The organism is Flavobacterium sp. CR10 (assembly GCF_055814415.1).
Window position 1 is genome coordinate 4,115,181 of the sequence record NZ_CP185985.1, and the last position, 13,436, is coordinate 4,128,616.

Sequence of the window (13,436 nt, forward strand, 5' to 3'; positions counted from 1 at the left end):
AATATGAAAAAGAGTCAGAGAATTTATGACCGTGATTTCAAAGAAATGGCTGTATTATTGAGTCATGAGGGAAGTACTATTGAAAAAATTGAGCAAGAACTCAATATAACAAAAACACTCCTGAACCGATGGCGCCAGGATTTTAATAAATATGGCAAAGGAAGTTTTCCAGGTTGTGGAAACCTAAGACAAAGTCCCGAGGACAACAAAATTTATCTGCTCAAAAAAAGAATTGAGAAAGCAGAGCTTCATTCTTCAATTATATCAAATGCAGTTCCTTATCTTTCTATGGGACGAATCGCCATATACCATTTCATTGAGAGATTTGAAAAAAAGTGTTCTGCAAAACAAATTTGCAAAATTCTTAGCGTAGACCAGCGTTCCTACAGCAGATGGAAAAACCGCCATTATATCCACGAAAGAAAAAAAAGAAAAATAGTATTACAGCAGATCATAACGGCTCTTTTTAATGAAAATAAAAAAAGATACGGTTATATGAGAATAGCCGCTGAACTTCAAAAAAAAGGCTACAAGATTTCAAGCTCAACCACGGCTAGGTACATGCGGGAATTAGGCCTTTGTGTTTCAATTAAAAAGCCTTAAATCTACAGATCCTTATTATAATATTATATCAGCATTAAGGATATTACGACTAATTATTAGTCCAAACCCATAATTTCCAACTCTACGCTAAAACTTTTTAAGCAAAAAACAAATGTATAATTAGTTTTAGCAAGTCACCATATACTGAAAATACAGAAGTTGTTTAAGAGAAACCGAAGGGCTCTCATTTTAAAAACTTTTTATCAAGCTGCTGACGGCTCATAGGGAAGGATCCAAAAGGAGTGACTAGAAATGCCTGTAACTATCTTGTTTTTTAAAGGAATAAGCATATTACTTTATAGCGCTTCCCGCTATAATTGAATATTTTTTTTTAAAATTTCCTCTCTTAATAATATTAAAAAAAGAGTATTATGGCAGAAAAACGACGAGTATTTTACCCTGATTTCAAAAGAAATACCATTAAGCTAAGCTATCAGAAGAACAGCACTAAAGAATCTGCCGAAGAATTGGGAATAGAAATGCATTTTATCCAGAGATGGCGTAGGGAGCATAGACAATACGGCGATGGAAGCTTTTGCGGAAAAGGCCAAATAAGGGTGCATCCTGAACAAAAGACCATATATGAACTTGAACAAAAATTAAAAAAAGCCGAACTGAGATACGAAATATTGCAAAATGCCACTCCGCATCTCTACAACGGGAATGAGGAAATCTACCAGTTCATAAAAAACAACCATAAAAAATATGACCTGATGCAGATGTGCCAGGTGCTGGATGTGGGTAAAAAAAGATACAATATATGGAAAAAGAACGGCCTCTCTGAGAAGAAGCGCCATATCATTGCTTTAAAAAAAAATATCACTAAAATATTCCTTAACTCAAACAAACGCTGCGGGAGCAGACAAATCACATCCGAATTAAATCAGCTTGGATGCAATCTGAAACAATCCAAGGTAGATTTCTACATGCGACAGCTGAAGCTGAAAAGGATTCCTAAAAGAAAATTTGTGGCAACCACGGATTCCTTCCATAACCATTACATCGCCACAAATGTCTTAAACAGAAATTTTACTGTGGACGCCCCCTCAAAAGTATGGGTTTCAGACATAACGTATATAAAAACAAAAAAACGCTTTATGTATCTTACTGTAATAATGGATCTATTTGACAGAAAAATAATAGGCTGGAATTTAAGCGTCAGCATGTCTGCGGAAAATACCATCCTACCATCTTGGGAGATGGCAATAAAAAAACGTAAAGTTTTGCGGGACATGGTATTCCACTCAGACAGAGGAGTTCAGTATGCCTGCAAAGTTTTCAGTGACATTCTTGATTCATTCGGCTGCATCCGAAGTATGAGCCGAAAATGGGATTCCAATGACAATGCGGTATGCGAGAGTTTTTTCAGCACCTTAAAAAACGAATTGGTTCATCAGAAGACCGAACTAATCAGCCAAAGGCAGATGAGGAAAGAAATATACGATTTTATAGAAATATGGTATAATAGAAAAAGGATCCATTCCTATCTCAAGTATAAGAGCATTGAACAGTTCGAAGCAGAAAACCAAACCATTTATAATTCGCATTTAGAAATATAATGAGACGAAAATACGACCCTGATTTTAAAGAAAAGCTTGTCCTCATGAGTTACGGAAACAAAAGCATCATAAAGCTGGAGAAAGAATTTGGCCTACATAGAGGCCTGCTGACCGATTGGCGCCAGAAGCATGAGAAATGGGGAAACGACAATTTCAAGGCAGAATACTTTTCGAGGCTTCGTCTCGAGAATGGGAAAATTCAAGAGCTAGAAAAAAAAATAAAGCAAATAGAGGAAAAATTCCAGATTCTAAAAGCCGCTGGCCGATACTTAAATGAAGAAGCGGCCGGACTTTTGAACTTTATCCTAAAAAACGAAAAAAAGTACAGCATTAGGCTAATGTGCAACGTATTAAATGTTAACAGATCTTTCTACCAAAAATGGAAAAGAAATCTTCCTACAAAGACACAAATGCTCAAAATGGCAAGGCAGCAGAAAATAATTGATGCTTTTTATATCGCAGAGCAGCGTTACGGCGCCCTTAGAATTGCTGCGATGCTTCAAAATGAGGGCTTTCAGATTTCGATTTCAACGGTAAAGAGATATATGAAAGAAATGGGATTGCAATGCAATATAAAAAAAAGAGCTGCTGCCAAGTGAAGTAATATAATAGTGTTGTCGTTGATATTTTTAATATTCTTGCCGTACTTCCTACTCCCAATCCTTCTTTACTTAATTGAATAATATTCTGATTTATATCTCCTTTATAAGCCAGATATGCATAATTTTCAACTCTAGTTTTCCCGCATGCTTTGCAAATATATCTTTGATTACCCGACTTTGTCTTTCCATACTTTATCATCTTTCGAATAGCACCAACACACCTGCAACTGGTCTGACTCCATTTTTTTCGATTTAAGGCAATATAAAATGAAAAAACAGCCCGAAGGCTGTTTTTTTATTTCATGTGATATTAGGTATAAATCATCTATGATCTATGGATGCCAGATGCAATAGTTAACCCCTAGCGCAACCTGATGCATTATCCTTTTTCTTTATTTGATTAAAAACTTCGTTTTATAACTCGAATCTGCATTTCGCAGCATTAAGAAATAAACTCCCGATGCTCTTAAATGTGTTTTTATTTCTTTGCTGAAAACGCCATCGATTTCCAACTCAGATTGTCTGTAAACCGCTTTACCGCCGGCATCAAAAATAATAAGATCAAAAGTTCCCTGATCGCCAGTTAGATGCAAAGTAAAGTTTCCATTATTTGGAACTGGGGAAATGAAGAAACCTTTTTTATCTGAAATCGGATTTTCCACAGATAGCGATGCATCCACTTTTACTTCCAATGCTGTTGTTTTACTGCATGATGCCTGAGTTAAATAATTCAGAGAAAGTGTCTGATTTCCTTTTTCTGTCCATTTAATGGTTACCATATTGTTATTTTGTTCTATAATTTCTCCACCGGTAACATTCCACGCATAAAGCTGCATAGACGGTGTAGCTGTATACGTTATTGTTGTATTATCATTGGTAATAAGTATGTCACCAGTAATCGCCGCTGTATTATTTAAAGCAGTTTCAACATTAACAGAGACAATTCCTTTTCCTTGCAGGCCACTTGATTTTTTACTCAGTTTTGTTAAATCAACTCCAAAAGTATGATCTCCTGCAAACTTTTCTATGTTTCCAATTTCAAATTCTTTGTCCGAAACTTTAGTTAAAGTTATGTTTTCATTAGAAACTGCAATTCCGCCCGATTTCACAATAATATCATTTTTATTCAATGACGAAGCCATAATTTCATCGGCAAACACCACTTTCAAAATATCTGTTTCAAAACAATTATTATTTGCATCGCTCAACGGAGTAACTGTACAATTAAGATCTACAATGTCAATATAAACATCTATTCTGCTTACATCGCTTGAGTTTCCAAACTCATCGAGAACTACCGCTTCAAAAGTATTTTTCCCGAAATATCCTTTTATAGGAATTAAAACTTCTTTTGCCGTTTCCTGTTTTTGTCTGCTTACCAAAGTTCTTCCAGTCGGCGTTACAGCATACAGCTCGATAGTTTGTTTGTTTCCAGTAGTGGTTAGGGCAATCGATAAATCATTGCCGGAAGTAATATTATCTAAAGCCGATGATCCTCTGTCCGGCGCAATACGCATGTTGAAAGGTGCAGAAGGTTTTCCAAACTTCACTTCCCACATTGTGCTTGAATTTCCTGTTCCAAAATTGCCAGAAAGATCTTTAAAGCCAGTTTGGTCTACTACAATTTTATAACCGCCTTCGGCCTGAGTAAATTCTCCTAAACCAGAAATTAAATAATGTAAATCGTCTTGTTTCATCACATTTAGATTTGCATTTAAATTAATGCTGCCTTTGTAAAGTGTAACCCAGTTTTTCTCAAAACTGCTTATTGGTTTAGTTAAAGTTAGGAAAATATCTGTTACGTTCTGGCTGTGTACTGCTCCCTGATATTTAGGAGTAAACGCATCAATTTCTGGAATAGTGGTATCCACTTTCCATTTTTGGGTTTGCACAATTAATCCCAAAGTGTTGTCTTCTGCTTTTATTGACGGAAGATCAACTGCCAGCTCATATTGGCCATTTTCTTTGTTGTACCCGTTTAATCCGACAATAGTATATTTTAGATTATCATCGGTAACAATAGAAACATTCTCCAGCGGTTTCCCGTTCAGAGTCAGTTTATCTATTGTAAACTGAACAGGTTTTACAGGTTTGTTAAATACAATTTCGACACTATTTACAGCCTGTGCTTCTATTTGGTCTGTTTTAAATTGAACAATCCCAAGTTCGCCGATTATCTGAATCCATGAAATGCTTTTTCCTTCATTTCCTTCGTTTCCTTCCAAATCTTTTATTCCGGCACATTGAACTGCTAACTCATAATATCCAGAAGCAAGTGATAGTGTTTTGATATTTAAAACATAAGTCGAATCGTTTACTTTTCCAATAAAACTATCGCTAAACGGAATTTTTGTTCCCTGATGGATCAAACTGACATTCTGCGCTGCAAATGTACTTGGGTTAATTGCTTTATTAAAGTTTACCTGAACAGATTCTACTGGTTTTGTGGTTGTCGCAGGCAAACTTTCAAAAGATGCTACTTTTGGAATGTTGGTATTGATGACACTGTAATACAAAGTATATCTTTCTAATCCTGATATTTTATCAAGGAAATGAAGTCTGTTTTCATACTTTGGCTCAAGTCCGTCTCTCAGCGTTACATGCGTTTGCCAAAAGTTTTCTATTGGCAGTTCCAGATTATCGCTGATTCTGACTACTCTTTCGAGTTTGTACTTATCTGCTCCTGGATCAGCTGTGTTACCGTAGTTCCATCCTGTTTTAGATGAATCCATGGTTAAAGTCGTTGTAAGCTGGCTTGGAGAAATAATATTCGAAACCGTTCCTGCTGCTGCTTTATACACTTCATCGCTTTCTCCGTTTGAATAATAAATAGCATCTGGAGTATCATTTAAATCGACTGCATCATTTACTAAGAAATCGTTGATATTATCCTGACCTGCACCGTATGCTTTTACGCTCTTAATTAATTCGTGGGCATACGATGCTTTTATCAGACTTAGGTTTTTATTGCCATAGCTGCTTAAATGCTTAATTTTAAGATCATATTCAACAAAATGGCCTAACAAAGTACTGGTAAACCACCATTGTCCAAGTGCTGTTTTTTGAGCTTCGATGTTTCCGAAATCAACATTCAGCAAACCTAATTGTTTTGGTTCGTTGTTAAAGTTGCTTCCAATAATTTCAAAATCTATTAATAAGCCTTTTTTATTTTCTATAATTTCAGGCTGAACAGATTCTACCTGAACATTTTTAGCGATTCCGTATCCTTCATTTTTAATTAATAAAGCCATTTCTGCCGGAACAATCGGCTCTATTTTATCTGTAAGCGGATCATCTCCTAAAATGTCCCTTTGCATAAAATAATGCATTACCAAATCTGGGCTTGGGTTTACTTCTAAAGTCACCGGATATAATTGCACCGTCACCCTGTCGCCTGTATTGGGATCTAAATACGATAAAGTTCCTCCAAAAGAATATGACTTGGGTACAGTTGGCGCCGCATCTTTAGTAGGAATAAAAATTACTGTTCCTGACTGGCTGCTGTTTGGCCCGACAAGTCCTGTTCCGCTAAGGAAAGCATCTTTGTTGATCTGGAACAGATGCGTCATATCATTTCCAGCTTCGTCTCTAATCAATAAATCTAAGTTTAGATCTTTAATTGTATTTGTCTCGCTACCGTTGTTTAAAGTTAAAGTACCTTCAAAAGCCTCTCTGGTCATGGTGATTTTTTGAGAGAATTTTACAGTTACGCTTGCGCAAACGGAAGATTGAGAAGCCAATCTTTCAATATATTCTTTTAAATCTTCCATGTCCTGATTATACATTTTTTCAGCAGATGCAAAACCTCTATTTTTTACAAGATCAATTAATAGCTGTCTTACTCTGTCATACTCTTCAATATCGTTTTTGTTTACAATATTCGGATATTCAGCATTTGGAGCTTTAATATTTTTATTCCATGCTTCTACCGTTTTATTCCATCTGGCACAGAATGCTTCAATTTCCTGGCCTGTAATATCAGAACCGGAAAGATTCGTTTTAATTCTGGCAATATCAGCAACAGAAAATGCTTTCTGAGTATCTAAATTTAGAGCCGTTTCTTTCATAAAATCATGAAAATTAGGGCTGTCTATAATTCTGCCATTCCCTAAATAAGCATTGAGCCTGCTGCTCAAAGCTTTTTGCGCATTATCCATGACATAGAAATCATTATACATGCTTTCAAGGAAACTGTTGCTGCTGCTGTTCGCTTTTTTGCCTGATGCCAAAGGATCATAAATACAAGCTTTTAATGTTCCAACCATACTGGCAACACAGCCTATTGGCCCTGGAATACAGCCAGCAACGGCAATGACTTGATTAATTGTTTCTCCATTCATGGTAGCCAGACCAAGAAGACATCCTGCAACAGCTCCTGCCGGCCCACCTGCACATCCTATAACCATACCAAATACCGAAGTAAGGCAAGGATTAGTGCAAATAGTTGGAAGCGATGTTACGATATTTCCAATTGCTGTTCCAATAGGAATCAATCCTCCAAAACCGCTTCCATTAAAATTAGGTATACCGGTTACTACGGGAGTGCTTGGTGTAGAACAAGTCAGCACATAATACGGTTTAAACGCCGCTAAATCTTGTTCGGTTTCACATACATAAGTTCCTTTTGTAATTAAATTGTAACTGCAGTTTTGCCCAGCCGCCGCTGCCGCTGCGCTTCTTGCGGTCGAAGCCGGTCTTGTGATTAATATCGGCACTATGATACTCGATTTTGCATTTAAGATGCCAAGCTTATCGATCATGAGTTTAAACTTATAATCTCCCTGAGCATCTACATTAAAAGTCACATTTGATAATGCGATCAAACCGTGATTTGTAACCGTTGCATAACTCATTCTGCTTTCGCCCGCTTTTAAATCTAGAACAGGATTGTCGATATCGATAACAATTACTGGTTTTGGTACGTTTGTTTCGAATTTAACTACTAAATCAGATTGGTATTCGTCTGCAATTTCTGTTGGTTTTACAACCCATTCATAACTTACTGCCTGATACGAAATAAATACCTTTTGAGTCGTTACTTTACCTGGATCTATTAACAAATTATTCTGATATGAGGCATGCTTATCTGCCGATACCGTTACCGTATAATATCCTTCCGGAATTTGAGGTGTGGCAAACAAACCATTTTCATCTGTAATTCCTTCTGCCAAAACTGCACCAGAAAACGGATGGCGCACTGTTACTTTAGCTCCCTTTACGTGAGGAGCTTTTTCTGTATTATAAGTATATTCGTCAACAACGTCAACTATTAAAGAACCTGTTGCTTCTGAAACGGTTTCTATTTTAAAAGGAATGCTTACTCCTCCTCCATTTGAAGGATTTAAAGCTAAGTTTCCGGTTAATGGGACATTTAATTGCTGCTTATCTGTTGGCACCAATTCCAAAATGACTTTTGCAGATTCGTTTGGCGCGATTTTATCAATAACAGCTGCACTTTTAAGCTTCATCCATTCCAGATTCGGAACATCCACTTTTACGTTTTCTGCGTCTATTGCTCCCGTGTTCGAAATTGTAAGTTCATAAAAACGAGAGTTTCCTTTAATCATCGTAGTATTGATGCTTACCGGATTTGCTGCCAATTTAGGTGTTTGCGCTTTAGCATGATAATACGCCAAGACAGGCAGTTTTGCTCCTTCGTTTGAAACTATGTTAAAATTGATTTCATAATATTTTTGTTCTGCCGATGCTGTTTCTGCCAATATCGTATAACTTAAAACGGCTTCTTGCCCCGATGCCAGAGTTAAGGGATCTGTTTGTATGGCGAAGCCTGCCTCTGCCGGTAATTCAATATTAATATTGGTTAATGGTGTCTTGCTGTTATTCTTTAAGACAAATTCACCTTTATACGGAGCTTTGGCTGCCACTTCCCATTTTAAATAATCAGAAGGTTTGTTTGTCCATTCAAAACCAACAATGTCAAATTCTGCCTGAACTGCGTTTTTTGTTCCAGGATATCCTGCACTTACCGTATAATGTCCGCTTTCTGCCTGTAAGGGTTCAAAATCGTAGGCAAAATTTCCTGAAGCGTTTGTTTTTACTTTAAAAGAGCGTGTAAAACTTCCAGCCGCAACAATAATTTCTACTTCTTTATTTATAGCAGGAGAATTGTTTGCCATTTTGGCCGATCCTGTAATTGCAACAACTTCTCCCGATTTGTAGACCGGTTTAGAAACCGAACTTACGGCACTATAACTCGAAAGTAATTTTATAGCCGAATAAGCCTGATTATTGGCATACGATAATTCATTTATCTTTTGATCTGAATTTACCGCTGCCACCAAATAATAATCGCCGGCCTGCTGAGGGAGTTTGATTGATTTTACAAGATCCAGCGCTTTTCCTGCTTCGATATCGCTGTCAAGCTGTGAGGCAAATACAGGAATTGCATTTTGAATTAATTTATCTTTAGATAGAAAATATTCTATTTTTGAACCTTTTGCCAATAGCGCAAAACCTTGATTGGCAATAGAAACTGTCACTTCTATAGTATCCTCACCATTTGCTTCTGCTACAGTATTTACCGAGTTAGCAACAGCATCTGGCTTGTTTTGATCTGTAACCAAAATCCAAGCAAATCCTGAACTGAAAGTATCGGCTTCAGCTTGAATTCGTACGGTCTGATCTCCTGTTTTTAGCGGATCTATAATTGTATTGATTTCTACCTCAACACTTTGCTGTCCGGCTGGAATTGAAACTTCTGTCGGAATTGAAACAATAGTTGGAGAATCTGACGATAATTTTGCTAAAATGGCTTTAGAAGTGTCCACTGTATTTCTGGAAATGGTAATTTTTGCCGCTTTTTGAACTCCTGCCTTAACTGTTGCCGGATTTGCTTTTACAATTAAAGCCGGTCCATTGCTGTCAAGAATGGTAATATCTTTGCTGGCACTGCTTCCGTCTCCTGCAGAAATAGTGCAGTTGCATGATGCAGAATAAACATCCGCTGTTACACTCACCACTTTTGTTCCATCTACGATTCCATTGTTTACAGCTCCAATATTAAATTTCTTCGAATTTACATTGGCAGGAAAATCAACAGCATCTGGTAAAATCAAAGCATTAGCGATACTTGCTTTTAAGCGAACTGATGTGCTTATTTCTGATTTATTGATCCGCTTTAATGTCGCATAAGTTGCGTAAACTCCATCGCCTTTAGAAATAGTTTGCGGTGCAATCTCCAATTCGAAAGCTGGAACATTCGAACTTTTTAAAATTACTTCTGCATTTCCTGCTTGAAAACCTTCAGCCCTAAGCGTTAATTTCCCTGTTACGGTCTGCTCAGGAACTTTATTGTTTTTTACGGTTACAGTAAACGAAGCTGTTTTACTTCCTGCCAGAAGCGTAACTTCTGCAGGAACAGTCCATCGTGAACTTTGGTCTGCCGTAATCGCAAATTTTACATCTTTTGTTTTGGCAAAACCAGTTTCTAAAGTAACCGTTACCGTTTCGCCATCCGTTGCTGTACTTTTTGAAGGACTTAGCGTAATGGTTGAAAATTCATTATCTATAATTTCGATATTATCGGAGACGGCAGGATAATCGTTTCCTGCAATTAATAATGAAACAGTTCTGTTTCCGTCATTCTCTGTATTATCGATCGGTGTGATATAAAAAACTGCCGAAGACTGGTCTTTTACAATTTTGAGTGGGGAATCAAACTGAAGCTGCGAAGCCAAAGAAGCGGTTAAATTATAGATTTTATCACTGCTTCGGTCACCGCTTTGCAGCAGTGTTGCTCTAATGACTTCGGTAGAGTTCTCATCGATGCTCTTTCTGTCAAGCGTTAAAAACAAACGTTTTTCAAGCAAAATAGAACTTGCCGCAGTAACTTTATTGTTATTCTTTAGAGATTCTGGTTCTTTTACCGCTGTATTGGCGATAATATTGATTCTCACTTTTATATTGCCGTCAAGACCTAAAATTTTAGGAAGATTAAAAGCTGCCGTTCTGTTTACAGAATTTTGTTTATCAAGATCTTGGCTATACGAAACGGCTCCTAAATTGTATTCTAAACCTGTTTGATCCGAAACAATGCTAATCTGCTCCACCCATCCGCCAGAAGCGATTCGGTCTCCAATATTGTCTACTTTCCATGATACATTAATTTTGCCGTCAGGAGCAATAGCAGATTCTGCTGTGCTAATCCCTGAAATTGTCAAATCAGGATATTGTGCTGCGGCAATTGTCAGCTTTCCGTTTACGTGGTTTGCCCCTATATCGACAGCATTTTTAGAACTTAAAACAACACTGCTTAAGTCTAAATTGTGTATCTGCCCCGAGGTATAATTCAATGGAATCTCGATCGGAATTTCTAATAAAGCACCGCTGTTTCCTTTAAAAGAAGTGCTTGTTAGCGAGAGAAGAATAAAGTGATAATTGCGCGGATTATTCTTTTCGATGTTCACATAAATAGCATGATCGCCTTTACGGCTTTCGATAATTTTACTGTCTTTTTCGCTTACAATTAATCCTGGCGGAACCGTAAGGGTAAACTCAGCTCCCACGACCTCATCGGCATTAGCCAGATCAATTGCAATTTTTGATTTTTCGCCTGGTCCTGCTGATGCATTTAATACTTTTAAACTATTCTGGGCTTGTGCAAACGCAGCCATAAATAGGAAGATAAACACCAAAAACGGTTTTATTTTCATTGTTTTCAATTCGTTAGATATCATTATGGTGAAGTTTATTGTATTAACATTTTTCCTTTAAAAAACACAGGTTTTACCCTATTCTGCACTTCGATGCTGTAGAAGTAAATTCCAGAAGCAAGATTTCTGCGCTGGAAAGTAAATTCATGCTTTCCTTGCGATGCATCGAGACCCGATTCTGTGTAAACGGTTCTTCCTGCTGCATCAAAAACTTTTAAGATGGCTTGATCTGCGTTTTCAGCAACATGATACTGAATCACCGTTTTATCAGTAAATGGATTTGGATAATTTGCAAGTACAGCGGCGGTTTCTTGATCTATATCGCCAACTCCTAAAGTTCCTGCTATTTTATAGCTCAATGATTGGGCATCGGCATTAGAAATCATGGCAGAAGCAATCGCTGTTTTAGAAGATAAGGAAGCAATGGCGTGCTTGCCTGAAAGTGACTTATTCATAGAAAAACCTATAATGCTTATTTCGCCTTCATGTTCTGCAATTGAAACCGTATAACCAATGCCAGAAAGAAGTTCTTTTACTTCAGTTTTACTTCCGCCTTTTAAACGAATGTCAAATGCTGCTGTTATAGCCGACTGATTGTCAATATAAAGCATATTATCTTCAATACTTAAAACCACATCTTCATTGCTGGCCAAAGCCATGCGTTTTGTGCTGCCAGAATTTTCGAGAGTTCCTGCTTGGATTTTATTAATTAAGGAAATAATATCCAATACGTTCAGATTCTTATCTTTATTGATATCGGCCGCACCATAATTAAAGAATTTTGGCTTCTGGCTTAAAGTATAATTTAAAGTCGACTGAATATCCAGAATATTTACAATTCCGTCTAAATTAGAATCTCCTTCCCTATAGGCAATGGTATAACTTAGAATACTGTTTCTTGCAGCTCCTGCAATTTGCCTTAATTCTAAAGTCTGGTTATTTGGAACATTCCATTCGCTCAAAATATTCGTTAATTTAATGCCGTCTTCCGGAACTGTTACCATTTGGAAATAATCCTTTAAAGTCATGTTATAGGATTGGGTTGCACTAAATATAGAATTTGTATGGTCGTAATGATTGATTTTCTGATCTTTTAAAACTGCATTTACCGTTAAAGTCAGTTCTCCTAAATTGATTTTCTGGCGATCGATTTTAAAGCTTACCGCCGGTAAAAATGCCGCATCGATCCCTGTTAATTCATTTTCCGAAAGATCAACCGTTTTTAGCTTGGTTACTTTTGATATACTTTCCGGAATGGCTCCACTTAGTTTGTTCTTGGAAAGATTCAGATTTTGCAGTTCGCTAAATTTTCCAATTTCTGCACTTATCGTTCCAGTCAAATTGTTGTCGGGAAGATTGATTGAAACCACATGTCCGTCGTTGGTTGTAACGCCTTTCCATTTCTTTTCATGAAGATTGTTAGATGATGTATCCCAAACTTCTTTCCATCCTGTTCCGCCTGCATTTTGAAAAAAAGCAACTAGAGCATCATATTCTTCTGCAATTAGTGGTGTTTCAGAACCGTCTGCAATTCCTTTAAACTGAATATAAGTTCCTTGCGACGTCCCATTTTTCTGCCAAATGGCAATTTTAGCACCTGCCGGAACACTGGCCACAGAAATATTTGGAAACGTAATGGTATTGCCTACAGCCGTCGCTTCAGAAATTTTGAAATTGTTGGCCTGCAGTTCAAACTGGTATTGTCCTGTATAATCCTGTGCTGTTTCGTTGTAGGTTGCAAGCGCTGGAAGATCAGCTATAATTTCGTCGCCTTTTAGATATAAATATTCCTCTTTTGCGATAACCTGACCTCTCAGGTTAATATACACTTTGGCCAGATCGTAGGTAAAAGGTTTTTCTAAAGCGTCGAAACCGTTGTTTGAAAGATCAATCTGTTCGATATTTTCAAAATCGTTGAAGTGCCCCGGAATTGTTCCTTTGAATCCATTTCCGGCAATTGAAAGTTTTTTCAATCCAGAAACTCCAGATAAAACAGGCAG

Annotated in this window: 5 protein-coding genes and 1 pseudogene; 3 read left to right on the top strand and 3 right to left on the bottom strand. The window is 37.1% G+C overall.

The genetic code is table 11. The features are described 5' to 3' along the window. Positions 1-3: 3 nt before the first annotated feature. From ACNRYB_RS17680 to ACNRYB_RS17690, 3 genes are all read left to right on the top strand, one after another. The gene (locus tag ACNRYB_RS17680; RefSeq protein ID WP_473728139.1) at positions 4-603 is read left to right on the top strand and encodes an IS3 family transposase; all 600 of its coding nucleotides are present in this window, start codon (positions 4-6) and stop codon (positions 601-603) included. 371 nt (positions 604-974) lie between these two features. Continuing rightward, complete coding sequence (locus tag ACNRYB_RS17685; protein ID WP_473728140.1) at positions 975-2,162, top strand: IS3 family transposase; 1,188 nt, start codon at positions 975-977, stop codon at positions 2,160-2,162. Continuing rightward, a complete protein-coding gene (locus tag ACNRYB_RS17690; protein WP_473728141.1) occupies positions 2,162-2,761 on the top strand; it encodes an IS3 family transposase in 600 nt (199 codons plus the stop codon). Before ACNRYB_RS17685 ends, ACNRYB_RS17690 begins: the two co-directional genes overlap by 1 nt. 7 nt (positions 2,762-2,768) lie before the next feature. Here ACNRYB_RS17690 and ACNRYB_RS17695 read toward each other — a convergent pair. The 3 genes and pseudogenes from ACNRYB_RS17695 to ACNRYB_RS17705 form a co-directional block, all read right to left on the bottom strand. Beyond that, a pseudogene (locus tag ACNRYB_RS17695) lies at positions 2,769-2,963 on the bottom strand (IS1/IS1595 family N-terminal zinc-binding domain-containing protein); the annotation flags it as partial. 193 nt (positions 2,964-3,156) lie between these two features. Further along, a complete protein-coding gene (locus tag ACNRYB_RS17700; RefSeq protein ID WP_473728142.1) occupies positions 3,157-11,460 on the bottom strand; it encodes a CARDB domain-containing protein in 8,304 nt (2,767 codons plus the stop codon). Positions 11,461-11,471: 11 nt separating this feature from the next. After that, a complete protein-coding gene (locus tag ACNRYB_RS17705) occupies positions 11,472-12,464 on the bottom strand; it encodes a T9SS type A sorting domain-containing protein (protein ID WP_473730252.1) in 993 nt (330 codons plus the stop codon). Between the last annotated feature and the right edge of the window lie 972 nt (positions 12,465-13,436).

Excerpts from the sequence above, each read along its gene's own strand:
- ACNRYB_RS17690 (WP_473728141.1), top strand. The coding sequence starts at position 2,162 with ATGAGACGAAAATACGACCCTGATTTTAAAGAAAAGCTTGTCCTCATG.
- ACNRYB_RS17685 (WP_473728140.1), top strand. The coding sequence starts at position 975 with ATGGCAGAAAAACGACGAGTATTTTACCCTGATTTCAAAAGAAATACC.
- ACNRYB_RS17700 (WP_473728142.1), bottom strand. The coding sequence starts at position 11,460 with ATGATATCTAACGAATTGAAAACAATGAAAATAAAACCGTTTTTGGTG.
- ACNRYB_RS17705 (WP_473730252.1), bottom strand. The coding sequence starts at position 12,464 with ATGACTTTAAAGGATTATTTCCAAATGGTAACAGTTCCGGAAGACGGC.
- ACNRYB_RS17680 (WP_473728139.1), top strand. The coding sequence starts at position 4 with ATGAAAAAGAGTCAGAGAATTTATGACCGTGATTTCAAAGAAATGGCT.